Source organism: Natronorubrum tibetense GA33 (genome assembly GCF_000383975.1).
In the GTDB taxonomy this organism is placed as follows: Archaea; Halobacteriota; Halobacteria; order Halobacteriales; family Natrialbaceae; genus Natronorubrum; species Natronorubrum tibetense.
In genome coordinates this window covers 3,933,304-3,958,619 of record NZ_KB913017.1, presented here as the reverse complement: position 1 = coordinate 3,958,619, position 25,316 = coordinate 3,933,304, and the positions used below count along the sequence as shown (strand labels likewise).

Below are 25,316 nucleotides of genomic sequence, written 5' to 3'. Positions count from 1 at the left end.
AGTCCGTAGTTCCAATCGTGACTGACGATTCGCACCCAATTCGCACAGCTGATGGGGCCGAGGACTCGCTCGAGGAGCGAACCCGACGGCTTTACCGCTCCCTCGAGCACACCGCCGAGTTACCGATCGACCGACAGGCGAACCGCTGGCTCGGCGAAGCTGAAGCCGTCGCCCGTGACGTGGCGACGAACGACCTCGACGACGGCGTCGTTGTCGAGCGCGTCGAGAAGATTCAGCACCTGCTCTCGGAGGTGGACGAGACCGGCCACGACGAGGCGGACGATCATCTCGAGGCGGCGACGAAGTGCTGTGCGACGATTCTCGAGGAAACGGAGCGCAACTAACTCCATCGACAGACCGGACGTACCGAGATGCGAATACCGGGGTACGACGCGTCCGCCGCATTCCTTCACGACGGAAGACATATTTCACTCGTCTCTGTTATCGACTGTATGCCAGGTGCTCGAATCTCCCGCGGTACTCGCGTGACGCTCCGGACGGTCGAGGACGACGATCTCCCGTTCCTCCAGCGAGCGTACGCTAATCCCGAACTTCGGTATCCGCTCGGAGCCCCCCTGTTGAACCAAGAGGAACTCGAGGAGTGGCTCACCGACGAAAACGCGGATCGGTTCCTCGTCTGTCTCGACGGAGACCGTGCGGGTCCCGGTCGACCCGACGATGCTGACGACGTACATCCGATCGGCCTCGTGACGATCGAAGACGCCGACTGGCGGCGTCCGGAACTCGTCTACTGGCTCGTCCCGGAGGTCCACGGCGACGGCTACGGTCGCGAGGCCGTTTCTCTGGTGATCGACTACATCTTCGGCACGTACGAGACGCCCGCCGCTGGGGCGACGGTGTACGAGTTCAACGACGCTTCCCGCGGCCTGTTGGAGTCGCTCGGATTCGACGAGGAAGGGCGCATCCGAAAGGATCGGTTCGTCGACGGAGAGTGCGTCGACTCGATCGTGTACGGCTTGCTTCGTGAGAACTGGACCGTCCGTCCGCGCGAGTAGACGGAAACGCTACAATTTTATGTGAATAGGTGACGCGGTAGGGGACGATGGCAGACAGCCGAGCGATCCGACCGATGCGGAGGGGAGAACCGTGAACGCCGATCTCGACCTGCTGGTGCAGCTCAACGACTACGAGCGACCGCAGGATGTCGCCCAGCGGGCCGTCCAAGCCGAAGAGCTGGGCTTCGACCGGATCACGGTCGGCGAGACGACGGGCTGGAACATCGTCCCGGTGCTCACGCTCGCCGCCGACCGCACCGACGAACTGGGGATCACGAACGACGTCATCTCGCCGTTCGGCCGCTCGCCCGCGATGCTCGCCCAGACTGCACTCACGCTGCACGAGGCCTCCGAGGGCCGGTTCCGACTCGGTCTCGGTCCCAGTTCCCCCGCGATCACCGAGCGCTGGCACGGCCTCGAGTTCGACCGCCCGCTCCGCCGCACACGAGAGGCGATCGAGGTCATTCGGTCGGTCTACGAGGACGGCAATCCCGCCTACGAGGGCGAGATCTTCGACATCGCCGGGCTCAACTACGAGCGCGAGGTTCCCGAGAACCCGCCGCCGATCGATCTCGGGACGCTCGGCCCGAAGGCCACCGAGATGGCCGGCCGGTTCGGCGACGGTTGGGCGCCACAGATGTTCACGAAGGAGGGTCTCGAGGAGCGTCTCGAAGACCTTTCCCGCGGTGCCGAACTCGCCGACAAGAGCGTTGACGACCTTCGCGTCGCGCCGATCGTCCGCGGTATCGCAAGCGAGGACCGCGAACTGGCACGGCGAAAGGCCCGCGGCACGATCGCGTTCATGCTGGGTGCCTACGGCCCCTACTACGGCGACTCGGTCGCCGACCAGGGCTATCCCGACATCGTCGAGAACATCCGTGCGGCGTGGCAGGACCGCGATACGGAACGAATGGCCGCCGAGTTGCCCGAGGACCTGCTCGACGAACTCGCACCCGCGGGAACGCCCGACGAGGTCCGTGAGTGGGTCGAATCGTACAGCGAGATCGACGGCGTCGATGCCGTCCGCGTCGGCTTCGTCAACGAGATGACCGAAGACGAGAAGGAGATGATGATGGAAGCGGTCGCCGATCTGGTATAGGGTCGGCTAACCACCGCTCGAGTCGTCCGTCGAAAACGGGTTCCGCTTCGGGACCAGTGCCGCGATCCCCGGACCGCCGATCGTCCGACCGCCGACCGATCCGTTATCCTTCGCCTTCGGACTGGTACGGTTCGCCGACGGCGTGTCGAGGGAGGAGGTTGAATACCTCCGTCTCGAGGTCGTCCATCGACGCGAACCGCTCGCCGTTCGAGTCGGCGACGATCTCGCCGAGGTTCTCCTCTCCGTCGGCGAGGATCAGCGTCACGTCGTCGCACTGCTCGACGGCTTCGTCCTGCGAAATCGGATACTCGAGATCGTCGAGGACGTTCACGAGTCCGTTGAGCTTGACATCCTGTGTCATAGTATCGAACACGGCTCCCGTCGGCATAGCCGTATGGATGTCTCGGATCGCTGGACAGTCGTAGTCGGCCGAGCGACGACCAGAAGAATCCGTTTCTGGGAACTGATCTCGAACGGGCGACCGAACTCGAGTCGTCGATCGCGAGTCGGAACCGTTCGGTTATGGCTCGATGACCAGCTTTCCGAGGAAGCTCTCGTTCATGACGTCTTCCTGCGCCTGTGATGCCTCGTCGAGGTCGTAGCTCCGTGCGATCTCGATCTCGAGGGCGTCGGTCGCCATGAGGTGCGCCACGCCCCGGAGCGGCACGCGCAGGTCGGGCGTGTTGAACATGCTCATGAACTGGTAGTTGACGTCCTTCGAGCGGGCCGCGCCGTCGTTCGTGAAGGCCGGATCGGGGCTGTTCTCCCCGATTCCGACGACGCGACAGCCGGTCGCGGCGACGTCCGCGTCGAACTGGAGGTAGTCGTCCAGCCGATGGTCGAGGATCGCGTCGACGCCGCGGTCGCTGGCCTCGAGAACCGCATCGGCCAGATCGTCGCGCGCGTAGTCGAGGACCGTCTCGGCACCGAGAGCTTCGAGGTCGTCGTGGTACCCCTCCGATGCGGTGGTGACGACGCGAGCGCTGACTGCCGCAGCGATCTGGACGGCCGCGTGACCCACGCCGCCGGAGCCGCCGTGGACGAGGCAGTGCTCGGCGGGATCGAGGTCGGCGTGGTCGATTAACGCGCGCCAGGCCGTGACGGCGGCGACGCCGGCAGCCCCCGCTTCGGTTAGATCCGCCCCGTCAGGGAGGTGGACGACGCGATCGGTAGGCACCGTCGCGTACTCGGCGTAGGACCCCTGAAAGCCGCCGTTTCCGATCCCGGTCCCGAAGACGCGGTCGCCCTCGGCGAAGCCCTCGACGGCCGCGCCGGTCTCCGCGACGACGCCGGCGAGGTCGACGCCGGGCGTGAACGGCACGCCGACCGGCTCGTAGGAGCCGTCTCGGAAGTACGTATCGACGGGATTGATCCCCGCGGCGGCCACCTCGACGAGCAACTCGTCGTCGGCTGGCTCGGGTCGGTCGACGTCATCTACCTGCAGTACGTCCGCATCACCGTGCTCGTGTAGGCGTACAGCGCGCATGTCGTTCGTCAACACGCCGTAGCGCCGTAAAAGGGTACAGTTCCCGGCTGCTCGGGAGCGGGTGTGATCTCGAGCCCTTTTGTGAGACGATCCTCGAGGCGTTCTCGAGCTAAAAACAGCGATCCGAAACTCCCGATCGACTTAGTTGTCTGCCGGGAGCGGTCCCATGAACGCGAAGCCGTGGTCCTCGCCGACGGCGAACAGCGCCTCGAGGTCGGCGTCGGTCACCTCACGAGGTTCCGGTAGCGTCCGCATTTCGGTCGGCTCGCCGACCGCGCGGAAGAAGTCCTCGGTACCGGCGGGCGTGAGCGCCATGAGCACGCGAACCGGTTCGTCTCCCTCGACGCGGAACCCGTGCGGGCGGCCTCCGGCGACGTGGCCGGTCGTTCCGGGCTCGAGGGTGTGGTTCTCGCCGTCGATGTGGAGGGTCATCGATCCCTCGAGGACGTGAAACACCTCGCTCGGGGCGTGCGTGTGAAGTCCGTTTTCGAACCCCGGCGGCGCGAGCATGTCGACCACGGTAAACTCGCCGTCCGTGTCGTCACCGTCGGCCGTGATGGTCATCGTCGAGCCGAGAACGTGGAGGTGTTCGCCGTCCGATCGCGGTGTGAGTTGTTTTCCTGCCATTGCTATCACCGACCGAATAGACGCTCTGATCGGAGATAAAGCAGTTCTAGCGATTCCGGAGACGATTCCGACGACTGCCGTATTAGCGCCTCGGCAGTTCGACTGACGTCTCGGGTGCTTCGACGGGTGTCCAGCCGCTATCGTACCGCCCGCGTCGCGTCGTCGATGATCTCGAGGGCCTCCTTCAACTCCTCCATCGCCGTCGCGTACGAGAGCCGCGCGTAGCCCTCGCCGTTCGCGCCGAAGGCGTCGCCGGGGACGACGATCACGCCGCGGTCGAGCACTTCATCACACCAGCCCTCTGGCACCTTCGGCATGACGTAGAACGCCCCCTCGGGTTTGGGGACCTCGAGACCGGCGTCCGCGAGTCCGTCGAAAACGACGTCGCGGCGTTCCTCGAACGCTTCGACCATCTCCGCGACCGGTTCCTGTGGACCCGTCAGCGCGGCCTCGGCGGCGTACTGTGCGGGCGCGGAGGCACAGGCCTGGCCGTACTGGTGGACGCGGAGCATTCGCTCGATGCGGCGATTGGAGCCCGTGACCCAGCCGAGTCGCCAGCCGGTCATCGAATAGGTCTTCGAGCAGGCGCTGACGACGACCACGTTGTCGGTCTCGGCGAACTCGAGCGGCGACCGGTGTGCGCCCTCGAAGACGATGTGTTCGTACACCTCGTCGGAGAGACAGAGGACGTCGTGTTCGTCGGCGATGCGGGCGAACTCGCGCATGTCGGCCTCGCTCTGGACGGCGCCCGTCGGGTTGGCCGGGCTGTTGACGACGAAGACGGCCGTCTCGTCGGTGATGGCTTCCTCGACGGTCGCCGGATCGAGCGTGAGATCGTCGCGGAGGCCGACGGGTTTCGGCGTGCCGTCCGCGATGTGGGTCAGCGCGTCGTAGGAGACGAAGCCGGGATCGGGGAAGATCACTTCCTCGCCCGGATCGACGTGGGCCTGCAAGACGAGGTGGAGCGCCTCGCTGCCGCCGGACGTGGCGATAACGTGCTCGGGGTCGATCTCGAGTCCGTAGTCGCGGTCGTACTTCGCCGAAATCGCCTCACGAAGCGTCAGCGTTCCCTTATTCGACGTGTAGGCGTCGGTCTTTCCGGCCTCGATCGCCTCGATCGCGCCCTGGCGGGCGTGGGCGGGCGTCGGAAAGTCCGGCTGGCCGATCCCGAGGTTGATCGCGTCGTCACCTGCGGCCTCGAACACTTCGCGAATGCCGCTGATCGACACCTGCTCGACTCGTCGTGCGAACTCGGTCATGTCTAGAGACTGGTGCGGATCCCGATAACTCTTGATGTGTGCGAGGGAATCCGCTGCAGCGATCGATTCGACAGTCGCGATCTCACGATATTCTTGTCTACATGATAAACTGTTCCATAACTAATATACGGTTTCTACCGAATAGACCCCTAATGACCTACTCTCGACGTGCCATTCTCGCAACAGGAGCGACCGGAACGCTCGCACTGACGGCCGGCTGTATCGACTTCGTCCTCGGAGACGGGCCGATGGAGCTCACGGCCGAACGCGTCGCACCCACCGATACAGCCCTCGAAGAAGCCGGCTACGCCGAGTACGAGATCGAAGAACGATCTATCGAGGAGACGATCGAGGTCGGCGTCGAGCGCGACGTCGAGGCCAGGGTCTGGTCGTCGATCTACTCGAAAGACGTCGAGCACCGCGGTATCGAACACGAGGGCGCGTTCTTCGTCGCCGTCTCGATTCCCGACTTCTCGGTTCTCGGACGGTCGTTCAACCCGATTTCGGATATGACGAACGAAGAACTGCTCGAGGAGTTCATGTCCGAAATCGACAGCGAACACACCGACGTTGACGACATTTCGAAGGTCGACTCGTTCACGCTCGATATTCTCGGCGACGATCGAACCGTCGACGTCTTCGAGGGCGAATCCAAGTTCGAGGGCGAACCGATCGACATCGAAATTCCGGTAGCCTCGTTCGATCACGAGGACGACCTGCTCGTCCTCCTCGGGAGCTACCCCGCACCGCTGGCTGAAGAGTCAGCGAACGCCGAAGTGCTGATGGAATCCGTCGAGCACCCGGTCTAATCGCTCGCGAACTCGAGAGGTGGTGTATCTGGGTCGCTATTTTCGAAGCGTAACCGACAGACCCAGAGCGAGCGCTTCGCACCGAGGGAGCGAGGCCGAAGCATCACAGTTACTCGAGCGCCGTCTTGAGCGCGGTTGTAGACACGGCACTCTCTCGACGGTGACAACAGTGGCCGGTGATCGGTGCTGAGAAAACGAATCCTGCCGAGTCGCGTCGAGAGCGTCGGTCGTCAGTAGAACTCGCGGACGAGATCCATCGCGTCGTCGGGTGCGCCGTCGGGAATCTCGGACATATCCTCGGTGACGCCGTGTTGCTCGTGGTACGGGACGGAGTTTTCGTCCTGGTACATGACGCCCTGGTATTCCTTTTCGCCGTCGAGGATGACATCCTTGGCGTTCTCGTAGTCGTTCGGATCGTGGCCTTCCTCTTTGAGGTCGACGAGGCTCTCGCGGAAGTAGTCGTAGGTGTCGACGTCGTTGAACGTGACACACGGGCTGAAGACGTTGACGAAGCCGAAGCCGTCGTGCTCGATCGCCTGCTCGATGATCTCCTGGTGGCGCAACGCGTCGGAGGCGAAAGATTGGGCGATGAACGTCGCGCCCGATGCGAGCGCGAGTGCGAGCGGGTTGACGGGTGGCTGCTGGGGGCCTTCTGGGGTGGTGGAGGTCTCGAAGTCCGATCGCGAGGTCGGCGAGGCCTGACCTTTGGTCAGGCCGTAAATACGGTTGTCCATGACGACGTAGGACATGTCGACGTTTCGGCGGACGGCGTGGACGAAGTGACCGGCACCGATCGAGTAGCCGTCACCGTCGCCGCCGGAGACCATCACTTCGATGTCGGGGCGGGCCATTTTGACGCCGGTCCCGACGGGAAGTGCACGGCCGTGAACCCCGTGAAGGGCGTAGCTGTGCATGTAGGTCCCGATCTTGCCGGAACAGCCGATCCCGGCGATTATGAAGGTGTTGTCGGGGTCGTTTCCGGTTTCGGCCAGGGCTTTCATCATGCCGTTCATCGTCCCGAAGTCGCCGCATCCGGGACACCACGTTGGCTGCTTGTCGGATTTAAAGTCGGTGAATCGTACGTCGGAGCTCATTGTGCTGGCACCTCCTCGGAGAGTTTGTCGGTGATCTGTTCGGCGAGTTCGTCCGCCTTGAAGCGGACGCCGGTGTACTTGTTAATGCGCTTGACGCGGGTAAGTGCGTCGTGTTCGATGAGGTCGGCGAACTGGCCGGTCGCGTTACACTCGACGACGATCGTCTGTTCGGCCGCCTCGATCTCGTCGGTGAGGTCCGGCCGCGGGAAGATGTACGGCACCGAGATCACGCGAACGTCGACGTCCTCGTCCTCGAGGTAGCCGAGCGCTTCGACCAGTGCACCCTCGTTCGATCCCCACGAGAGGATGAGGTTGTCCGCGTCCTCGTCGCCGAACTCGCGGCACTCCCAGTCTTCTTGCTCCTGTGCGGTCTCGACCTTGCGGTACCGTTTGTCGACCTGCTGGACACGCTCGTCCTGTTCCTCGGTTCGGCGGCCGAGTTCGTCGTGCTCGAGGCCGGTGCTCATGTGTGCGCCGTCGATCGTGCCGGGGATGGCACGGGGGCTGACACCGTCGTCGGTGTCGGCGTGGGCGCGGAACCGTCCCTGCTCGTCGAGCCACTCATCGACCTCTTCGTCGTCGACGAGTTTGCCGCGGTCGATCTCGACTTCGTCCATGTCGAATGCTTCCGGCGGGAACGTCTGTTCGGTGACCGACATCGCCAGATCGGAGACGAGGAACACCGGCGTGTTGTACTTCTCGGCGAGGTTGAACGCCTCGACGGTCTTCCAGAAACACTCGGTGATCGATGTCGGGGCGACGACGAAGCGCGGGACCTCGCCGTGGCCGCCGTACAGGGCCATGTTGAGGTCGCCCTGCTCCTGTTTCGTCGGCATCCCCGTCGAGGGGCCGGATCGCTGGACGTCACAGATGACGAGCGGCGTCTCGCTGGTCGCGACCAGTCCGAACGTCTCCGTCATGAGGTCGATTCCGGCTCCCGACGTCGCCGTCATGGCTCGAGCGCCGGCGCGTGCGCCGCCGAGTGCCATGTTGATCGCCGAGAGTTCGTCCTCGGCCTGGACGACGTGTCCGCCGTAGTCCTCGATACGGCCCGTCAGGTACTCCATGATGGACGTCGCGGGCGTGATCGGGTAGCCGGCGTAGAAGCGACAGCCGGCGGCGATCGCACCCATGCCGATCGCTTCGTTACCGTTCAGGAGGACGTAGTCGTTGTCGGTTACGTCGACGTTGTAACCGAGGTGGTCGAGATCGTAGTTCGCTTCGACGTACTCCTGGCCGAGGCGGGCGGCTTCCTTGTTGTTCTCGACGATCTTCGAACCCTTGCCGCCGAAGCGCTTCTCGAGTGCCTCGTCCAAGTACTCGACGTCGAAGCCGGTGATCTTACACGCGGCACCGAGCGCGACGATGTTGCGCATGATCGCGCCGCCGGCGTCCTCGGCGAGCGATTTCAGGGGGACGTCGACTGCGGTGATCTCGTCGGGAATCTCGGCCTCCCAGGAGCGTTCACCGTCGTAGATGACGGCACTGCCCTCGTGGAGTTCGTCGAGGTTTTCGTCGATGGTGCGCTGTGTCAGGGCGACCAGGATATCGAGTCGGTCCACGACGCTCTGGACCTGCTCGACCGACGTCCGAATCTTGTAGGCCGTGTAGCCGCCGCGGATTCGGGACGCGAAGTCTTTCGACGTGAATACGTGCCGTCCGGCTCGGGAAAGTGCCTGAGCGAAGATTTTCCCGGTGGAGTCGATACCGTCCCCGGCCTCGCCTCCGACCGCCCAGTTGAGATCCTCAGCCATGTTATGCTGAGCCTTGCCCCCAGTAAATGAAAAGGCTTCTGAAAACCCAACCGGACCACCGCAACAGCGCGTGATATGTCCGCTCTCGATCGCCGCGTTCGTTACTCGAATCAGAATAAATCACCGGTGAAATTACGCTCTCAGGCAGCTGTGAGAACGCCGGTTGGTACTGTCTCGAACCGCGGATGTATCGAACCGCGAGCGTAACGACGACGCGGAACGGAACGCCTTTTCCAGCGGCCCCCGAACGGATTCGACATGACAATCGAAGGAACACCAGTCACTGTCGAATCGGTCCGCGAAGTCGGTCCGGGTACCGTCGCACTCGAACTCGAGACGCCCGAGGGGTTCGATGCCCTTCCCGGCCAGTTCGTCCTGCTTCGGGCCGTCCCCGGGGCCGAGAACCAGACGAGCGGCGATCACGACGAGGACGACATCGTCATGCGCCACTACACGCTCTCCTCGCCCGCGGTCGGCGAGACGTTCGAGATCACAGTCGGGATCGACCCCGACGGCGACCTCTCTCCGTGGCTCGCCGATCTCGAGGGCGGTGAAACCGTTCATATCGAAGGCCCGTTCGGGACGATTACCTACGAGGGTGACGAAGATGTCGTCGCCGTCGCGGGCGGTCCCGGGGTCGGTCCAGCCGTCTCGATTGCCCAAGCGGCCCACGAATCTGGCCACGACGCCGTCGTCGTCTATCAGGACGACGAGCCCGCACACGTCGATCGACTCGAGGCGCTCGAAGACGCAGGCGCGGACGTCGTCATCCTCGAGGCGGACGATAGCGACGGACTGGCGGAGGCGATCGAGTCCCACCGCACGGACGGCCAGCTTTACGCCTTCGGCTTCGAGGACTTCGTACGGTTCGTCGCCGACACGATCGACGAGGACGGCGGCGATTCCGACGAGGCGCTGATCGAGAACTTCGGCTGAGAGATCGTTCGAACGCGGAATCACTGCTTTTCTGTGGCGTGCCGACGAAACCGGTCCGTCCCGACTCGGTCGATTGTTCACCCAACTGGGCCGAACTTTCGGTCACCCGGTCGAACGGTCGGCCAAGACGCGCTGCTGATCCGGATCGGTCACGCGCCGCACCTCGCAAGCACAGTCACTACGCGTATTGGATTCCTAGCGAGGCCTATGGTTGACGACGACCTCGAACTCGAGCGAGACATCGGTCACGCGACGATCGTCTACGAGGAACCGGACGAGGACACCGTCAGGAAGACGGTGCCGAACGAACACATCGCCTACTTTCAGGACCACTGGATCATCAAGACCGACGAAGACGAGGAGGGCCACGACATCGTTCGACGGATTCCCGCCCAGCGTGTCCACTACGTCGAGCGCTCCGTCGAGCAGTTCGAAGAGGAGGTAAAGACGCTGGTCGATCAGGTCCAGTCGTTCGCCGCCGACCTCCGAACCAAGCTGCCGGTCGGGGGCAGCCGCGACAGCGGCGGCGAGCGCCCCGAACCACACCGCATCGACATCGACCAGGGCGAGTTCGACGAGAACGACAATCGAATGGAATGAGTCGGTCGCCCGACTCGAGCGGCGGCGACGTCTGATTCAGTGCTCGACGAGTTCGACGAGAATGCCGCCGGTGTCTTTGGGATGCAAGAAGGCGACTGAATGCCCCCACGCGCCGGGCCGTGGCTCCTCGTCGATCAACTGGACGTCGTGGTCGCGGACCGTCTCGAGGGCACCCTCGATATCGTCCGTCGCGAGCGCGAGGTGGTGAATCCCCGCGCCGTTTGACTCGAGATACTGCGCGATAGTCCCGTCCTCGAGCGGCTCGAGCAGTTCGAAGTAGCCGTTTCCGCAGTCGAGAAAGACGACGCGCATACCGTCGAACTCCTCCTCGTGGGCGACCTCGAGACCGAAGAGGTCCGCGTACAGGGCTCCGAGTTCGGCTGCGTCCTCGGTCGCGATTCCCGCGTGATCGAAGTGCATGGTTCGCCGTTCGGGATCGAACACAAATATTGATGCGGTTTGTCGATCCCGGACTTGCATTTCGAGCCTCGCTGACGGCGTCTCGTATCGGTCCGAGACCGAACTATTCAACTTGGTGTCGTTTTCGACGAGTATTTGATCCGGGTCTGTGAAGTCGAGACTATGCAGATCGCAAACACCGAAACCGTCCCGAACGGTGACATTGTTGAAACGATCGGAGTCGCCCGCGGCAACACCGTCGAAGCCAGAAACGCCGGCCGCGACATCACCCAGGGGATCCGGAACGTCTTCGGCGGGGAACTCAAGGCCTACTCGGAACTCCTCTCGAAGGCTCGAGACGAGGCCATCTCCCGCATGGAGGCCGACGCCGAACGGATGGGTGCGGACGCCGTGGTCAACGTCCGCCTCGAGACTTCCCAGATCACCGACGGCGGCTCGGAAGTGATGGCCTACGGGACGGCCGTTCGACTCGAGTAGGCCGAACAACCCCGCTGAATCGGCTGTCAACGCAATCCGATTGTTTCAACCAACTGATTCCAGACCCCGTCACCGACGTCTGCGACGGCCGCCAGCTCGTCGTTGGAAAGTTCGAAGTCGAAGACGTCGGCGTTCGCCTCGATGTGTCGACGACTCGCGGCCTTCGGAATCGCTGCGACGGTCGGCTGCTGGAGCAGCCAGCGCAGCGCGACCTGGGCGGCGGACTTCTCGTATGGTTCGCCGATCTCGGCGAGTCGGTCGTCGCCGGGCACGGCTCCCTCTGCGAGCGGGCTGTACGCCGTCAGGCAGACGTCGTTCGCGACGCAGTACTCGAGCAGGTCGTCCTGATGATGATACGGGTGATACTTCACCTGGTTCGCGACGATGGGCGTCTCCGATAGCTCGCGCGCGGACTCGAGCTGATCGATTCCGAAGTTGCTGACGCCGACGTGCTCGACTTTCCCTTCGTCCTGTAGCTCGTTCATCGCCGCCAGCGTTTCCTCGAGCGGTGCTCGGCTGCTGGGCGCGTGCAACAGGAGGAGATCGACCGTCGAGAGACCGAGTCGCTCGAGGCTCCGTCGAGTGGACTCGAGGACGTCGTCGAACGCGGCGTTCTTTCGGTGGACCTTGGTAACGACGAAGACCTCCTCGCGGTCGACATCGCTCGAAGCGATTGCGTTGCCGACGGCGCGCTCGTTGTCGTACATCTGAGCGGTGTCGACGTGGCGGTAGCCAACTTCGAGGGCAGTTTCGACCGCTCTCCGACAGTCTTTGCCGGTCATCCGTGCGGTGCCGAAGCCGAGGGCCGGAATCTCGGCGCCGCTAGCTGTCACGGTCGCGGTCGAGATATCTGAAGCCATACTCCAAGCGTTACCGAGACACATAATCAAACCCGGGCCCGGGAAATCGCGTCTTGGTGCCCGCAGATCAAGTCAGTTCAGACTGCACTGCCAGGCTGATACTCGCCGAACTCGTCGCGCAGAACGTTACAGATCTCCCCGACTGTCGCGTACACCTTCACGGCCTCGATGATGTACGGCATGAGGTTCTCCTCGCCCCGTGCGGCCTCGCGCAGGGCCTCGAGCGTGTCCTCGACAGCCTCGTCGTCTCGCTCCTCACGAACCGACTCGAGGCTGTCGATCTGGCGTTGCTGGTCCTCCGGCGTGACTTCCTCGACGTCCATCTCGGGATCCTCGTCGACCTCGAACTCGTTGACGCCGACGATAATGCGTTCTTTCTCCTCGATCTCTCGCTGGCGATCGAAGGCGGTATCCTGAATCTGGCGCTGGACCCACTGCTGTTCGATCGCCTCGCGCATGCCGCCACGCTCGTCGACCTCCTCGAGAATCTCGTAGGCCTCTTCCTCGACCTCGTCGGTCAGCGATTCGACGTAGTAGCTGCCCGCGAGGGGATCGATGGTATCGGCGGCACCGGACTCGTGGGCCAGGATCTGCTGGGTGCGCAAGGCGGTGCGGACCGACTGCTCTGTCGGCAGTGCGAGCGCCTCGTCCTTGCCGTTGGTGTGGAGACTCTGGGTACCGCCGAGCACCGCGGCGAGGGCCTGGTAGGCCACCCGAACCACGTTGTTTTCGATCTGCTGGGCGGTGAGCATCGAGCCCGCGGTCTGGGTGTGGAACTTGAGCTGTTTGGACTTGGGATCGTCCGCGTCGAAGCGCTCGTCGATGATGTCGTGCCACATCCGGCGGGCGGCGCGGAACTTCGCGACCTCCTCGAAGATGTTGTTGTGGCCGTTGAAGAAAAAGGAGAGCTGTGGGGCGAACTCGTCGACGTCCAGTCCGGCCTCGATCGCCGTCTCGACGTACTCGATGCCGTCGCCGAGCGTGAAAGCGAGCTCTTGGGCGGCCGTCGAGCCGGCCTCGCGGATGTGGTAGCCCGAGATCGAGATGGTGTTGAACTTCGGCGTCTCCGACGCGCAGAACTCGAAGATGTCGGTGATAATCCGCATCGACTGTTCGGGAGGGTAGATGTACGTGTTGCGGGCGATATACTCCTTCAGGATGTCGTTCTGGATCGTCCCCCGAAGCTCCTCGCGGTCGACGCCCTGCTGGTCGCCCACGGCGATGTACATCGCGAGCAGGACGGATGCGGGCGCGTTGATCGTCATTGACGTCGAGACCTCGTCCAACGGAATGCCGTCGAAGACGGTCTCCATGTCGTCTAACGAGTCGATGGCGACTCCTGCTTTCCCGATCTCGCCGGCGGCCATGCTGGCGTCGGAGTCATAACCCATCTGTGTCGGCAGGTCGAACGCCATCGACAGCCCGGTCTGGCCCTGATCCATCAGGTAATGGTAGCGCTCGTTGGTGTCTTCGGGCGTCGAAAAGCCCGCGTACTGGCGCATCGTCCACAGTCGGCCGCGGTAGCCGGTTGAGTAGACGCCGCGCGTGTACGGCGGCTCGCCCGGATAGCCGATGTCCTCCCGATAGTCCAGATCGTCGACATCGTCGGGCGTGTAGAGTCGGTCGACGTCCTGCCCCCCCGTATCCGTCGTGAACGTCTCTTTCCGTTCGCCGAACCGTTCGACCACCGGCTCGACTTCTTCCTCGTGCCACTCCTCCCGGCCGGCACGGATCTCCTCGAGATCGTCGGAATCGAACATTATCGTTTATCTAGGTTGGGGTGGGGCTTGAAGCTTGATGAAGGCGGCCAGTATCGTCTCGAGTTGCGATCGGTACCAGTGGGTCGCTAATCGGTCGACGAGTGGAACCGGTACGAATCCGCGAGAGTCACTCGAGTCGGGACGGCCGCTTTTCACTCGAGCCGTGGTGGAGCCGAAATGGAGCAGCCGGTACCGAGCGACGACGCGGCGTGCGACCGGCGGCGAACGGCTCGAGCTAGCGACCCGTATCGTACTTGTACGTCGCCGACTCGGGGTCGATCCCGAAGTCCTCGGGAGAATCGTCGTCCGAGTCCTCGTCGCGATCGTCGGGCGCCCGTTTGAACGCCTCGCGGAGTCGCTCGGGCAGTTGAAACTCGTCGACGTCAATCTCGAGGGGAACGGCGTCGGGATCGACGCCGTCGCGTTTGTCCTCGAGTCGATTCTGTAACGGCACCGGCAGCGCCGACTCCTCGATTCGTCGAAAGCCGAACTGGGCGAGATAACTTCCTTCGCCCGTCAGGGCGTAGACGGTCTCGAACCCCTGATCGCCGGCGTACTCGACCAGTCGTTCGACGACGTGTGCGCCGACGCCCTGGCCGCGCCAACTCTCGAGGACGCCGATGCTGGTCAGTTCGCAGACGTCGTCTGTGCGCCCGGAGTCGGCGTCAGCCGACCCAGCGTCGTCGCGTTTGTGAACGCGAATACGACCGAACCCGGCCTTCTCGCCTGACGTTTCGTCGACGGCGACGACGTAATCGCGCGAGCGGAACGCCGTCTCGTCGAGTTCCATCGCCTCGATGGCGTCGAGCAGCCAGACCTCCTCTCTGTTTTTCGCGTCCCGCACGTACATGATTCGAAGTAGGGGGTGTATCTCCAAAAGCGTTTGCGGCGGTGACGAACTCGAGGGAGCGTTCGTCTGCACCACGGTCCGTCTTCCGTCAGCGTGCCGTCGTCCCCTCGGGTTCCGTTATCGCGACCGTCACACCAGTGGGAGTTGTCGGTGCGACGATCGTCCGTTCAGTGCTCGAGTCGCCGTTATCATCCGGACTCGTGATCGCCGCGACCGATTTGCCAGCCGATCAGTCGCCGACTGCGACGCTTCGCCGCTGCCCAGAACGCGCCCGTCGGCGAGATCCACGGAACGAGGATGACGGCCGCGAGGAACAGCGCGGACCAGACCACGATGAACGCCCGGTTGCCGATTCCCAGATCGGTGACGAACCACGTCCCGACGACGATGGCGACGCCGACGAGTGGAGCCACCGTCTCCCAGACGGTTTCTCGAATCAGACTCGCGATCGCCGGTGCGTACTGCCAGGCGAGCAGCGCACCGATACCCCCGCCGAAGGCGATGTGCGAGTTACGGCTCCCAACGTAGGTCACCGCGACCAGCGCGAAGACGAAGCCGACGGCAAAGGCGGCCGTCGTCTCGCCGTACGACGTTCGCCGGGGGACATACCGCCGACCCAGGTAGTAGACGGCGAGGAAGCCAAGCGCATAGGCGATGCCGCCGGCAACGTCTCCAGGGAAGTGGACGGCGAGTCCGACTCGAGTGAAGCCGACCCAGCCGATCACCGCGAGACCGGTCACGGCTCGTTTCCAGAACGTGCCTACCGGCAGGTCGACGACGAGCATGCCAACGATGATCGTCGCCGCCATCGCGTGGCCGCTCGGGAAGCTCGTCGTGGAGATATGCGCGGCGTGTTCGTACCAGGGGACGAACCAGCCGGGGAAGATGCTCCCATCGACGGGCGGGCCGATGATCGGACGACTCGCGGTGTGATACGATTTCGTGATCGACATCAGGCCGTAACAGCCGATGATACCCCCGAGCCACGGCGCGACGAGGTCGCGGTTGGCCCAGTAGGCGGCGATCATGGAGGGGGCGATCAGGTAGATGCTCCCGAGATACGAGAGGACGACCATGACGACGCCGAGCCACGTCGGAACGGCGTCACGGACGGCTTCGACGACAGCGGGGTCAAACCACATCGACAGAAACTTCAAACGAATAATAAGTATTTCTTACGATTGCGATCAAACGCTATCGAAAGTGTGGAACCGGCGCTGCTTGCGCCAAACGATCGACGGAAACCCATCGACGTGAGACACGTTTCCGAAAACCGATGTCGTCGCTCACACTCACTCAGTTTGCTGTCAGCGCCTCTTCGAGTCGATCCTCGATCGCCTCGAGTTCGTCCTCTAGCGCCTCGCCGTCGGCGTTCTCGAGATCCTCGATCCGATCGGCGAGCCCCTGCAGCCGCGAGTACTTTTCGTCCTCGTCGACGGCGGTTTTCTGGACGTAGACGTCCTCGCTGGTGTCGTAAACGTCGTCGTCGGCGAGATCGGTGACGGAGAGGACGACGTCCAGTTTGTCTCGGTCGACCCCGAGCACCCACTCGCGGGGGATGCCGTGCTCGTCGAGCGCGGCGAGGACGGTCTCGTCGTCCTTCGGCCGGCGACGCTCGCGGGTCGTTCGGCGGACCGTCCCGAAGCGACCGTGAAGTTCCTGATCGGGTCCGAGGCGCTCGAGCAGTTCGTCTCGCGCCGCCGACCGCACCCCGTCGGCGCCGCGCTGGACGTCCGAAGCGAGGACGTAGTAGTCGGTTAGCGAGTCGGTGTCCATTGAATCGAGTGACGCGAGGTCGTCGATCTCGAGTCGCTCGACGAGGTGGGCCAGCAGGATGGCGTCGTCGTGGACGCGCTCGGGTGGCGTCCGCGCCTCGGCCGCTGAGACCAGGAAGGGACTCTCTCCGCCGGTGGCGTCGTCGGGCGCGGTGACGATCGACTCGTCGTCGACGGTGTACGATTCGGAGAGCGAGATCACCGCGGCGTAGGGTTCGACGCCCGGCTGAAGGTCGTCGATGGCCATTGCGCCGCCCTCGAGTTGCTCGTCGAATACGCCGAACTGCTCGCGCCAGAGGGGGCGTTCTTCGGTGCTGTCGGCGAACCGGACGAGGATTCGATCGTCCGCGGTCGCCTCGATTCCGAACGGGCGCTCAGAGAGCGGTGTCAGCAGTTGTGCGCCGGTGGAAACGCGTTCACACTGCGATCGAAGTTCGGCCCAGTTCTCGTCGTTCATACGGTCCACTCCCACTGTCTCCTGCAAAAATCGACGGCTGGAATCTGCCCGGTCGTCCCCGTTATCGAAACATTCGGGGCGCGTAACACCCGCGAGGGGGGTCCCCACCGCTCTCCCGTTCAGTTCGCCGAGACGCTCGGTCGGACGGGGGCCGGATCACTCGAGGAGCGCCGGCAACGCTGCGAGCGAGGAACTGTGGTACGTGGGCGTCACGTCGAGGGCGTCGTCGGCAGACTCGTCGCTCGAGGCCGAACGCGAGAGCAACACCGAGTCGATGCCCGCGTTGTCGGCGGCCCGTACGTCGACTGACCGATCGCCGACGTAGAGCGCCGACTCGGCCTCGAGGGTGTCCATCGCGGCCTCGATGTTCGTCGGATCGGGTTTGCGACGAGCGAGCCCGTCCGGCGTCAGCGCGCAGCCGTAGACGGTCTCGAAGAGCGATCGAAGGCCGAACCGGTCGAGCACGTTCGTGACGACGGTCGGATGGTTGTCGCTGACGATGCCGAGCGGCAACTCGAGCGAGCGGACAACGCTCACGTCGTCGTAAACCGATCGCAGTCCGCGCTCGATTTCGGCGAGTTGGGTGCGGATCAGTTCGCGGGCGGCCCGCGTACAGAAGACGTCGGTGTCGATGTCGAGCGTTCGACACCGGTCGGCGATCGACTCGAAGTCGCCGCATGTGAGTTCCTGAAGCGTCTCGGCCGCCGGTCCCGAGCGATCGAACTGCTCGTACGTGCGGCTGAGTGCGTCGGACAGTCGCCGGCTGGAGGGGGTTTCGACGACGACGCCGTCGAAGTCGAGCAGAACCGCGTCGTACTGCATCACTGAATGAGTCTCTATTCGGGGACAATAATTCTACTGAGACGCCGCGCTCGCTGCTGTTTGCGTGTTCCATCTTGGCATATCACTAAGACCCTCAGAGTACAAGCCCATGATATGCTCCACGCCACAGGACCATTGCTCACCGTCGATGTCGGTGAGCGAACTGCAGACGAAACGGTGATAGACGAGGTGCTCGAGGCGACGGTCGGCGGTCGAGCCACTGCGACCGCCCTCGCCCACGAGCGGATCCCCTTCGACGCGGACCCGTTCGGAGCCGAGAACCGGGCGTACCTCTCGACGGGACCGCTCCAGCAGTCCCAGATGTCCTTTACCGGCCGGATGAACATGACTGGGCTCTCACCGCTGACCGACGGCCTGGTTTCGACCAACGCCGGCGGCTACCTCTCGCGAAACTTCGTCGCGACGGGCTACAGCGTCCTCGAGATCGCGGGCGAGAGCGAGGAACTGCTCGCCGTCCACGTCACGGATGACGGCGTCGAGTTCGAGGAAGTGCCGGAACTCGAGGGCGCGACGGTGCCTGAGACCTCCGACTACGTCGAGAACCAGCAGGGTCTGGGTCCCGAACACTGCATTGCGATCGGTCCCGCGGGCGAGAACCGCGTTCGGTTCGCGTCGGTGATGACGTTCGACTCGCGAGCCTTCGGCCGCGGCGGTCTCGGAGCCGTGCTGGGCTCGAAGAACGTCAAGTGCGTCACGTTCGACGGGAACGTCGAGCCGCCGCTCGAGATTCCGAACCCGCCGGAGTCGGAGATCCATCGGGAGGCTGCCACCTCGGACGACCGGATGCGCACTCAGGGTACTACGGGCGGGACGGAGTTCATCAACGACAACTTCTCGCTTCCTACCAGATATTTCCGAGAGTACGAGTTCGAGGGCGCGGCCGACATCGGCGGCAACGCCGTCGAGGAAAAGAAGTACAAGAAGGGAGCCTGCTCAGCCTGCGCCTACGCCTGTAAGCTCCCGACGCGGGACGAGGAGACTGGCGTCGAGACCGAGGGGCCGGAGTTCGAGACCGTCTACGCCTTCGGCTCCCAGCAGGGCGTGGACGATATCGTCGACGTGATGCAGGCCAACGAACTCTGTGACACGCTGGGGATGGATACGATCTCGGCTGGGGTGACGGTCGCGGCCTACCTCGACAGCGTTGACGAGTTCGGCAACGCGGAGCTCGCCCAAGAGCTCACCGAGAAGATCGCTCGTCGCGAGGGAATCGGGGACACGCTCGCGGAGGGCGTCGCCCGCTGTCACGAGGAACTGGGTGTCGAGAACTACACGGTCAAAGGGATGGAGTTTGCGGCCCACGACGGCCGCGTCCTCCACGGACAGGGGCTCTCCTACGCCGTCGCGAACCGCGGTGCCGACCACATGTACGCGAGCATGCTGAGCCTCGAGTACGCCGGCCAACTCGATCCCGACGGCACCCTCGGCAAAGCCGAGACGCTCGTCGACCGGGAGAACCACAACGCGTTCCGCGACACCGGAATCGTCTGCGCCTTCGGCGACGACTACGTCACCGAAGAGCGCCTCGAGACGCTGTTCGATGCCAACTACGAGGAACTCGCGCTCGTCGGTGCCCGGACCGTCGAACTCGAGCGCCACTTCAACAACCAGCGGGGCTTCGACCGGGACGACGACGGCGTCCCCTACGACCTGCCGGACATCGAGGACGCGATCGTGGAGTACTACGACGCCCGCGGCTGGTCGGACGACGGAACCGTCTCCGATGCGAGACTCGAGCCCGTGGCCGGGGCCGCGCTCTCCGACGATTAGGGACCGATCAATTCCTCGTTTGCTACTTCTCGAACTATTAAGTCAGTTCGTTGAAACGGTGCAACAATGAGCGACTCAGACGAATCCGTACTCGAGGAACTCGCGGGGCTGCCGACGATCGCCCATCCGACCGTCTCGCCGTCCGGCGACGAGGTCGCGTGCTACTACGATGTCACCGGCCGAAACGAACTCCACGTCGTCGACGTCGAGAGCGGCGATCTCGAGCGCTGGTCCGACGGCGAGGTACCGCGCAACGCTCGCTGGTACGTCGCCTGGGGTGCCGACGGCGACCGCGTCTTCTTTCACCTCGACGACGCGGGCGACGAACAGAACGACATCTACGCGCTCTCCCGCGACGGATCGACTGAGGCGGTCGTCGAGATGGACGGACAAGTCGTCCTGCAGGACGTCGGCGAGGACGGCGAAACGCTCCTCGTCGGCTCGAATCGGGACGGTCAACTGAACGTCTACCGGCACGATCTCTCGAGCGGCGAGACGACCAAGATCACCGATTACGAGCGAGCGGTCTGGGAGGCGCACCTCTCGCCGGACAGCGACCGGATCGCGTACGCGACCAACGAGACCGACGACTTCGACAACCGGGACGTCTACGTCGCGAACGCGGACGGCTCCGACCCTCGAAACCTCGAGATCGGCGAAATCGGTGCCGAAGCCACGCCTGCAGACTGGGGGCCCGACGGCGAGTGGCTGCTCGTCGGCGACAACACGACCGACCTCGGCCGCGTCGGCGTCTACGACCTCGAGGCCGAGGATCTGACCTGGTACGGCGACGGCGAGTACGACGAGCAGCCGATCGCGGTGCTCTCCGGCGGCGACCGACTCCTCGCCACCCGCAGTCGGAACGCGGACACCGTTCCCGTCGTCTACGACCGAGAGACGGGTGCCGGCCGGGAACTCGACCTTCCCGAGGGCGTCACCTCGTTCGGGATGGGGCCGACCGGAATCAGCATCGACGAGGATCGGATCCTTCTCGAGCACACCAGTCCGACGCGGCGTCCGGAGCTGCTGGTTTACGATCTCGAGAGCGACGAGTACGAGACGCTGCTCGAGGCCGAGTACGGCCCGTTCGATCCCGACGACTTCGCCGACGCCGAATACCTGACGTTCCACTCGGACGGCGTCCCCGAGACGCCGGCTCGAGCGGTTGATCACGAGCCGTACGATGAGTTCGAGATCGGCGCGCTTTTCTACGACTCCGGTGAGCGGCCTTCGCCGCTGATCGTCACCCCCCACGGCGGCCCGCGAAGTCGCGACGACACGTCCTTTGACCTCTACGCGCAGACGCTGGTCTCGCAGGGCTTTTCGGTGCTGCAAGTCAACTACCGGGGATCGACCGGCCGCGGCCGCGAGTTCGTCGAGGAACTGCTCGACGACTGGGGTGGCGCCGAACAGGGCGACGTCGCGACGGCCGTCGAGTACGCCCTCGAGCGCTACGACTGGCTCGACGAGGACCGCGTCGTGGTCTTCGGGGGCTCCTACGGCGGCTACTCGGCGTACTGGCAGCTGGTCCAGTACCCCGACCTCTACGACGCCGGCATCGCGTGGATCGGCCTCACGGATCTCGAGGAGATGTACGAGACCACGATGGACCACTACCGTATCGAACTGATGGAAAAGTACCTCGGCACCCCCGAGGGGAATCCGGACCTCTACGAGGACCGCTCACCCCTTACGCACGTCGAGAATCTCGACGCACCCATCTGTGTCGTTCATGGCGTCAACGACCGACGCGTTCCCGTCTCACAGGCGCGGCTGTTCCGCGAGGCGCTCGAGGCCCGCGGACTCGAAGTGGGCGAGACCGGCGCGTTCGAGTACCACGAACTCGGCGAGGAGGGCCACGCCTCCTCGGATCAGACCCAGAAGCTTCGGCTCTTTCGGCTGTTGACGGATTTCCTCGAGCGGCGCGCCGACGGAGAACAAGCGGGCGCCTGACCGACGAGTGAAACGCAAAACCGGGCCACGCGGGTACTGTCGGCGTGCAGTGCGTGGCCCGTTATCGTGCTTGGACACGACGCGACCAGCCAACCGTCGGACTTGCTATCTCTCAACAGCGAGAGAATCCCGTCCTGAGGCCGAAGGCCGAAGGGCGGGCGAGAATCGCGTACGCTCCGTTCCGCAACCTCCGTCGATGGCCGGCCGGATATTCACTTTCACCGTGCACGGCCAACCTATAAGTCCACGCAGTGACATAGGCTATGTATGGCGAAAAGGTCCGTCACCCGGACCCACGTTGCGTCCATACGCAACCAGCAACAGGTCCGCGACGGTCTCGATTCGCTCGGATTCGCCGCCTCGAAACTCTGGAATGTTGCCCGGTGGACCATCGGGCGTATTTGGGACGAAACGGGGACAATTCCCGGCGAAGGCGCGCTCAAGTCGTACCTAAAAAACCACGAACGCTACGCTGACCTCAACGCACAGTCAAGTCAGGCAGTTCTCGAAGAATTGTCTGAGGCGTTCAAATCATGGTACGGTCACCGCCGAAACGGGAACAAGAACGCGAATCCGCCCGGCTACCGAAAACACGGCGACGACCACCCCCGTTCGACCGTCACGTTCAAAGAAGACGGCTTCAAGCACGACTCGAAGAACGGACGTATCCGTCTCTCGAAAGGGCGGAACCTCAAAGCGCATTGGTCGGACTTTCTTCTGTGCGAATATGAAACCCGACCGGACGCCGAAATCGAGAACGTCCAACTGGTTCGTGCGGTCTACGAACACGGAGAGTGGCGGTTGCATATCGTCTGCCGGCATGAGGTCGAATTCCGTTCATCGGGCGACCGAACCGCCGGTATCGACCTCGGGATATGCAACTTCGCTACCGTCTCGTATGGAGACGAAGCTACGTTGTATCCCGGTGGCGCGCTTAAGGAGGATATCTACTACTTCGCCAAAGAACGGGCGAAGTGCGCCCATTCAGCCTCACGGGAAGCGCGCCGGCTCGACCGGAAACAGACCGAGCGCCGAACCCACTTCTTGCATGCGCTCTCGAAGCACATCGTTTCGGCGTGCAAGCAACGTAGCGTCGGGACCATCGTGGTTGGCGACCTTGGCGGTATCCGCGACGACGAGAACGGAGACGCCCGCAACTGGGGCGACCACGGCAACCTCGACCTTCACGGGTGGGCGTTCGACCGCTTCACGTCGATGCTCGAATACAAGGCTGAGGACGAAGGTATCGAGGTCGTTCGGAAGTCCGAGCGTGATACCTCGAAAACGTGTTCGTCGTGTGGAACGAAAGACGGGAACCAGCGTATCGAGCGCGGGTTGTACGTCTGTGACGACTGTGGAACGGTCGCCAACGCCGACGTTAACGGAGCCGAGAATATCCGACGAAAGGTACTCCCGAATCTCGCCACAGACGGTGGCCGGGATAGGGATAACGGCTGGATGGCACAGCCAGCGGTTCACTTGTTCGACCGTAGCGAGGGCAGTTTCGCCCCGCGAGAATAAGGGTCGAACCGCGAACCCCAATATCCCAACGCGGTACGGGAAACCCCGGCGTCGTCGGGCGTAGCCCGACTGCTTGAGGGAGCGAAGCTCCCTCTCTGTTCACGCCGGGGAGGATGTCATCGCCCGACCGCACGACAGCATCGTCCCCTCAGTCACATAAATTCATGCCAGTCAACCTCATGCAAGGTGTGGTGGGGGCTGGATTGACCTCGAGTTGCCGGAACCACGCGCAGAACCATACTGGATGATTTTCGGAACAGTCGAGCGAACAGATCGGCCGGTCAATCAGTCACGCCGCTTCGTCATCGCGAGGTAACCGGCTAGCAGGAGTCCGAGCGCCGGGAAGAGGGCGAGGACGAGAAACAGGAGAGAGGTCCCTCCGTAGGTGAGGGCGACGCCGGCGACGGACGCCCCCGCGGCGCCGATACCGAAGACGCCGAGATACGTGATACCGAACGATAGCCCGTGGGCGTCCGCAGTGGCGTACTTCCCGATCAGAGCCTGATGAATCGGTGCTTCCACGTAGACGAAAAAACCGAGCGCCGCACAAATCAGCAGCGTCGCGACGAGACCGGCGTTCGTCGCGAGGGGAAAGAGCAACGAGACGGCGACCAAGGCGGCGAACGCGCCGACGATGGCCCACTCGGGCGAGCGGTAATCGCTCACCCGTCCACCGACGTACTGCCCGACAGCGCCGATCAACAGCAGACCGGCGTAGACGTACTGGCTCGGTTCGAACGTCTCCCCGGCGACGATGACGGGATCGAAGACGGGGAGCGCCGCGAGGACGTCCGGGAGGAACGTAAAGACCCCACGATAGTACGTCCCAGCGAGCATGGCGATGACGAACACGACGACGAAGCTGCCGGCGAAAAGCAGTTTCGTCCGTTTGAGTAGCGTCACGAACCCGTTTCTCGAGTCGGTAGTCGAAGCGGTTTCGGCGTCGACGCCCGCCCGCTCGTCGAAGCGGAAGATCGAGGCCGCAAGGACGGCGACGAGCGCCGGGACGGCGAACAGCGCGGCGACGAGCCGCCAGTCCAGCAGGGTTAGTGCGATCGCCGCCACGAGGGGACCGACCGCCGTCCCGACGTTGCCCGCGACGCCGTGGTAGGCGAGGACGGTTCCCTGCTGGTCCGAGCCGCGGGTGATCAGCGAGAGTCCCGCGGGGTGGTAGAGGCTCGCCGCGGCGCCCCAGAGAACGAGTGCGACGCCGAGCAGCCAGACGGTCGGTGCAAGGCTGACGAGCACGAAGCCGCCACCCATGCCGACCATCGAGAGGACGACCAGCCGTCTCGAGCCGTATCTGTCGGCGAGTGCGCCACTCGGCAGCGCGCCGAGCCCGATGAGCCCGTAGCCGACCGCGACGACCGTGCCAAGGACGGCCGGCGAAACATCGAACGCGTCCAGCCAGACGACGACGAACAGCGGGATCGTGAGTTCGTACAGGTGGAACGTCGCATGCCCGAGCATGGTGAATCGAGCGATCGCGCGATCGTTCCGGTCCATGGCATGGTTTGTCAGGTGGACTGGTTAGTCGTTCCGATCGGAACGAGGTGGCAGGTGCTCGAGGATGAGTACACACTCGTCGACCGATTTGGCGCACCGGTACGGATTCGACCCGACGCGCGGTTTATCTACCGAGTCAGCCGCCGTACACCGACGGTACCAGCCGAACCACGTCGGTCTCTTCGAGTCCCGTCTCGAGACCGTCGATGTGGGTCACGTCTCGTTTGTTCTTCGTGACGACCGTTTTCCCCGCGAAGCCATCCCCACTGTTAGCCACGAGTTGCCCCTCGAGGTCGGGATAGGTCGACTCGAGGTCGAGGAGGAGCTCCCCCACGCTTTCTGCGTCCGTCTCGTAGCGGACGGTCTTCTCGCCGACGGCATCGCGAAACGGGCCGAAGAAGACGCACTCGAGTTGCACGGCACGATATTCGGCGTCGCTCCTCT

At 63.8% G+C, this 25,316-nt stretch carries 25 protein-coding genes; 10 read left to right on the top strand and 15 right to left on the bottom strand.

The genetic code is table 11. The features are described from left to right. The first annotated feature begins 17 nt into the window (after positions 1-17). From NATTI_RS0120300 to NATTI_RS0120290, 3 genes are all read left to right on the top strand, one after another. Positions 18-344: a hypothetical protein gene (locus tag NATTI_RS0120300; protein ID WP_006087980.1), complete on the top strand. Its 327-nt coding sequence runs from the start codon at positions 18-20 to the stop codon at positions 342-344. A gap of 108 nt (positions 345-452) precedes the next feature. Further along, a complete protein-coding gene (locus tag NATTI_RS0120295) occupies positions 453-1,016 on the top strand; it encodes a GNAT family N-acetyltransferase (RefSeq protein ID WP_027119241.1) in 564 nt (187 codons plus the stop codon). A 91-nt stretch (positions 1,017-1,107) separates the two neighbouring features. Then, the gene (locus NATTI_RS0120290; RefSeq protein ID WP_006087982.1) at positions 1,108-2,115 is read left to right on the top strand and encodes a TIGR04024 family LLM class F420-dependent oxidoreductase; all 1,008 of its coding nucleotides are present in this window, start codon (positions 1,108-1,110) and stop codon (positions 2,113-2,115) included. A gap of 103 nt (positions 2,116-2,218) precedes the next feature. Here NATTI_RS0120290 and NATTI_RS0120285 read toward each other — a convergent pair whose 3' ends face one another. The 4 genes from NATTI_RS0120285 to NATTI_RS0120270 form a co-directional block, all read right to left on the bottom strand. After that, positions 2,219-2,476 carry a DUF5789 family protein gene (locus NATTI_RS0120285; protein WP_027119240.1) on the bottom strand — a complete coding sequence of 86 codons (258 nt, stop codon included), beginning with the start codon at positions 2,474-2,476 and terminating at the stop codon, positions 2,219-2,221. 159 nt (positions 2,477-2,635) lie between these two features. After that, positions 2,636-3,601, bottom strand: a complete 966-nt coding sequence (locus NATTI_RS0120280; protein WP_006087984.1) for an NADPH:quinone reductase — start codon at positions 3,599-3,601, stop codon at positions 2,636-2,638. 141 nt (positions 3,602-3,742) lie between these two features. Then, entirely contained in the window at positions 3,743-4,228 is a 486-nt protein-coding gene (locus NATTI_RS0120275; RefSeq protein WP_006087985.1) for a cupin domain-containing protein, read from the bottom strand. 137 nt (positions 4,229-4,365) lie between these two features. Beyond that, positions 4,366-5,487 carry a pyridoxal phosphate-dependent aminotransferase gene (locus NATTI_RS0120270; protein WP_006087986.1) on the bottom strand — a complete coding sequence of 374 codons (1,122 nt, stop codon included), beginning with the start codon at positions 5,485-5,487 and terminating at the stop codon, positions 4,366-4,368. Between the two features lie 152 nt (positions 5,488-5,639). Here NATTI_RS0120270 and NATTI_RS0120265 point away from each other — a divergent pair, with 152 nt between their 5' ends. After that, a complete protein-coding gene (locus tag NATTI_RS0120265; RefSeq protein ID WP_006087987.1) occupies positions 5,640-6,296 on the top strand; it encodes a DUF6517 family protein in 657 nt (218 codons plus the stop codon). Between the two features lie 230 nt (positions 6,297-6,526). Here NATTI_RS0120265 and NATTI_RS0120260 read toward each other — a convergent pair whose 3' ends face one another. Both NATTI_RS0120260 and NATTI_RS0120255 read right to left on the bottom strand, forming a co-directional pair. Continuing rightward, positions 6,527-7,390, bottom strand: coding sequence for a 2-oxoacid:ferredoxin oxidoreductase subunit beta (locus NATTI_RS0120260; RefSeq protein ID WP_006087988.1), 864 nt, complete (start codon positions 7,388-7,390; stop codon positions 6,527-6,529). After that, entirely contained in the window at positions 7,387-9,144 is a 1,758-nt protein-coding gene (locus tag NATTI_RS0120255) for a 2-oxoacid:acceptor oxidoreductase subunit alpha (protein ID WP_006087989.1), read from the bottom strand. The genes NATTI_RS0120260 and NATTI_RS0120255 overlap by 4 nt, the downstream gene beginning before the upstream one ends. Positions 9,145-9,402: 258 nt before the next feature. Here NATTI_RS0120255 and NATTI_RS0120250 point away from each other — a divergent pair, with 258 nt between their 5' ends. Next, positions 9,403-10,080, top strand: coding sequence for an FAD-dependent oxidoreductase (locus tag NATTI_RS0120250; protein WP_006087990.1), 678 nt, complete (start codon positions 9,403-9,405; stop codon positions 10,078-10,080). Between the two features lie 207 nt (positions 10,081-10,287). Then, a complete protein-coding gene (locus NATTI_RS0120245) occupies positions 10,288-10,680 on the top strand; it encodes a hypothetical protein (RefSeq protein ID WP_006087991.1) in 393 nt (130 codons plus the stop codon). 36 nt (positions 10,681-10,716) lie between these two features. On the opposite strand, the gene mce is transcribed toward NATTI_RS0120245, so the two are convergent. Continuing rightward, entirely contained in the window at positions 10,717-11,100 is a 384-nt protein-coding gene (mce, locus tag NATTI_RS0120240) for a methylmalonyl-CoA epimerase (protein WP_006087992.1), read from the bottom strand. A gap of 162 nt (positions 11,101-11,262) precedes the next feature. On the opposite strand from mce, the gene NATTI_RS0120235 reads away from it, so the two are divergent. Further along, on the top strand, positions 11,263-11,577 hold the full coding sequence (locus NATTI_RS0120235; RefSeq protein ID WP_006087993.1) for a YbjQ family protein: 315 nt from the start codon (positions 11,263-11,265) through the stop codon (positions 11,575-11,577). 26 nt (positions 11,578-11,603) lie between these two features. Here NATTI_RS0120235 and NATTI_RS0120230 read toward each other — a convergent pair whose 3' ends face one another. The 6 genes from NATTI_RS0120230 to NATTI_RS0120205 all read right to left on the bottom strand — a co-directional run bounded on the left by NATTI_RS0120230 (position 11,604) and on the right by NATTI_RS0120205 (position 18,101). Further along, positions 11,604-12,437: an aldo/keto reductase gene (locus tag NATTI_RS0120230; protein WP_019992076.1), complete on the bottom strand. Its 834-nt coding sequence runs from the start codon at positions 12,435-12,437 to the stop codon at positions 11,604-11,606. A 77-nt stretch (positions 12,438-12,514) separates the two neighbouring features. Beyond that, entirely contained in the window at positions 12,515-14,197 is a 1,683-nt protein-coding gene (locus NATTI_RS0120225; RefSeq protein WP_006087996.1) for an acyl-CoA mutase large subunit family protein, read from the bottom strand. A 235-nt stretch (positions 14,198-14,432) separates the two neighbouring features. Then, positions 14,433-15,047: a GNAT family N-acetyltransferase gene (locus NATTI_RS0120220; RefSeq protein WP_006087997.1), complete on the bottom strand. Its 615-nt coding sequence runs from the start codon at positions 15,045-15,047 to the stop codon at positions 14,433-14,435. Positions 15,048-15,235: 188 nt separating this feature from the next. Further along, a complete protein-coding gene (locus NATTI_RS0120215; RefSeq protein WP_006087998.1) occupies positions 15,236-16,189 on the bottom strand; it encodes a phosphatase PAP2 family protein in 954 nt (317 codons plus the stop codon). Between the two features lie 154 nt (positions 16,190-16,343). Continuing rightward, the gene (locus NATTI_RS0120210; protein ID WP_019992075.1) at positions 16,344-17,279 is read right to left on the bottom strand and encodes a hypothetical protein; all 936 of its coding nucleotides are present in this window, start codon (positions 17,277-17,279) and stop codon (positions 16,344-16,346) included. A 156-nt stretch (positions 17,280-17,435) separates the two neighbouring features. After that, positions 17,436-18,101 carry an HAD family hydrolase gene (locus NATTI_RS0120205; protein WP_006088000.1) on the bottom strand — a complete coding sequence of 222 codons (666 nt, stop codon included), beginning with the start codon at positions 18,099-18,101 and terminating at the stop codon, positions 17,436-17,438. A 114-nt stretch (positions 18,102-18,215) separates the two neighbouring features. Here NATTI_RS0120205 and NATTI_RS0120200 point away from each other — a divergent pair, with 114 nt between their 5' ends. The 3 genes from NATTI_RS0120200 to NATTI_RS0120190 all read left to right on the top strand — a co-directional run bounded on the left by NATTI_RS0120200 (position 18,216) and on the right by NATTI_RS0120190 (position 23,366). Next, positions 18,216-19,892 (top strand): aldehyde ferredoxin oxidoreductase C-terminal domain-containing protein, encoded by a 1,677-nt coding sequence (locus tag NATTI_RS0120200; RefSeq protein ID WP_027119239.1) that lies wholly within the window; start codon positions 18,216-18,218, stop codon positions 19,890-19,892. 66 nt (positions 19,893-19,958) lie between these two features. Then, on the top strand, positions 19,959-21,845 hold the full coding sequence (locus NATTI_RS0120195; protein WP_006088002.1) for a S9 family peptidase: 1,887 nt from the start codon (positions 19,959-19,961) through the stop codon (positions 21,843-21,845). 267 nt (positions 21,846-22,112) lie between these two features. Beyond that, positions 22,113-23,366 carry an RNA-guided endonuclease InsQ/TnpB family protein gene (locus tag NATTI_RS0120190; RefSeq protein WP_006088003.1) on the top strand — a complete coding sequence of 418 codons (1,254 nt, stop codon included), beginning with the start codon at positions 22,113-22,115 and terminating at the stop codon, positions 23,364-23,366. Between the two features lie 285 nt (positions 23,367-23,651). Here NATTI_RS0120190 and NATTI_RS0120185 read toward each other — a convergent pair whose 3' ends face one another. Then, positions 23,652-24,872, bottom strand: a complete 1,221-nt coding sequence (locus tag NATTI_RS0120185; RefSeq protein WP_006088004.1) for an MFS transporter — start codon at positions 24,870-24,872, stop codon at positions 23,652-23,654. A gap of 136 nt (positions 24,873-25,008) precedes the next feature. Next, a complete protein-coding gene (locus NATTI_RS0120180; RefSeq protein ID WP_006088005.1) occupies positions 25,009-25,290 on the bottom strand; it encodes a MoaD family protein in 282 nt (93 codons plus the stop codon). Between the last annotated feature and the right edge of the window lie 26 nt (positions 25,291-25,316).

Excerpts from the sequence above, each read along its gene's own strand:
- NATTI_RS0120295 (WP_027119241.1), top strand. The coding sequence starts at position 453 with ATGCCAGGTGCTCGAATCTCCCGCGGTACTCGCGTGACGCTCCGGACG.
- NATTI_RS0120285 (WP_027119240.1), bottom strand. The coding sequence starts at position 2,476 with ATGACACAGGATGTCAAGCTCAACGGACTCGTGAACGTCCTCGACGAT.
- NATTI_RS0120280 (WP_006087984.1), bottom strand. The coding sequence starts at position 3,601 with ATGCGCGCTGTACGCCTACACGAGCACGGTGATGCGGACGTACTGCAG.
- NATTI_RS0120275 (WP_006087985.1), bottom strand. The coding sequence starts at position 4,228 with ATGGCAGGAAAACAACTCACACCGCGATCGGACGGCGAACACCTCCAC.
- NATTI_RS0120270 (WP_006087986.1), bottom strand. The coding sequence starts at position 5,487 with ATGACCGAGTTCGCACGACGAGTCGAGCAGGTGTCGATCAGCGGCATT.
- NATTI_RS0120265 (WP_006087987.1), top strand. The coding sequence starts at position 5,640 with ATGACCTACTCTCGACGTGCCATTCTCGCAACAGGAGCGACCGGAACG.
- NATTI_RS0120260 (WP_006087988.1), bottom strand. The coding sequence starts at position 7,390 with ATGAGCTCCGACGTACGATTCACCGACTTTAAATCCGACAAGCAGCCA.
- NATTI_RS0120255 (WP_006087989.1), bottom strand. The coding sequence starts at position 9,144 with ATGGCTGAGGATCTCAACTGGGCGGTCGGAGGCGAGGCCGGGGACGGT.
- NATTI_RS0120250 (WP_006087990.1), top strand. The coding sequence starts at position 9,403 with ATGACAATCGAAGGAACACCAGTCACTGTCGAATCGGTCCGCGAAGTC.
- NATTI_RS0120245 (WP_006087991.1), top strand. The coding sequence starts at position 10,288 with ATGGTTGACGACGACCTCGAACTCGAGCGAGACATCGGTCACGCGACG.
- mce (WP_006087992.1), bottom strand. The coding sequence starts at position 11,100 with ATGCACTTCGATCACGCGGGAATCGCGACCGAGGACGCAGCCGAACTC.
- NATTI_RS0120235 (WP_006087993.1), top strand. The coding sequence starts at position 11,263 with ATGCAGATCGCAAACACCGAAACCGTCCCGAACGGTGACATTGTTGAA.
- NATTI_RS0120230 (WP_019992076.1), bottom strand. The coding sequence starts at position 12,437 with ATGGCTTCAGATATCTCGACCGCGACCGTGACAGCTAGCGGCGCCGAG.
- NATTI_RS0120225 (WP_006087996.1), bottom strand. The coding sequence starts at position 14,197 with ATGTTCGATTCCGACGATCTCGAGGAGATCCGTGCCGGCCGGGAGGAG.
- NATTI_RS0120220 (WP_006087997.1), bottom strand. The coding sequence starts at position 15,047 with ATGTACGTGCGGGACGCGAAAAACAGAGAGGAGGTCTGGCTGCTCGAC.
- NATTI_RS0120215 (WP_006087998.1), bottom strand. The coding sequence starts at position 16,189 with ATGTGGTTTGACCCCGCTGTCGTCGAAGCCGTCCGTGACGCCGTTCCG.
- NATTI_RS0120210 (WP_019992075.1), bottom strand. The coding sequence starts at position 17,279 with ATGAACGACGAGAACTGGGCCGAACTTCGATCGCAGTGTGAACGCGTT.
- NATTI_RS0120205 (WP_006088000.1), bottom strand. The coding sequence starts at position 18,101 with ATGCAGTACGACGCGGTTCTGCTCGACTTCGACGGCGTCGTCGTCGAA.
- NATTI_RS0120200 (WP_027119239.1), top strand. The coding sequence starts at position 18,216 with ATGCTCCACGCCACAGGACCATTGCTCACCGTCGATGTCGGTGAGCGA.
- NATTI_RS0120195 (WP_006088002.1), top strand. The coding sequence starts at position 19,959 with ATGAGCGACTCAGACGAATCCGTACTCGAGGAACTCGCGGGGCTGCCG.
- NATTI_RS0120190 (WP_006088003.1), top strand. The coding sequence starts at position 22,113 with ATGGCGAAAAGGTCCGTCACCCGGACCCACGTTGCGTCCATACGCAAC.
- NATTI_RS0120185 (WP_006088004.1), bottom strand. The coding sequence starts at position 24,872 with ATGGACCGGAACGATCGCGCGATCGCTCGATTCACCATGCTCGGGCAT.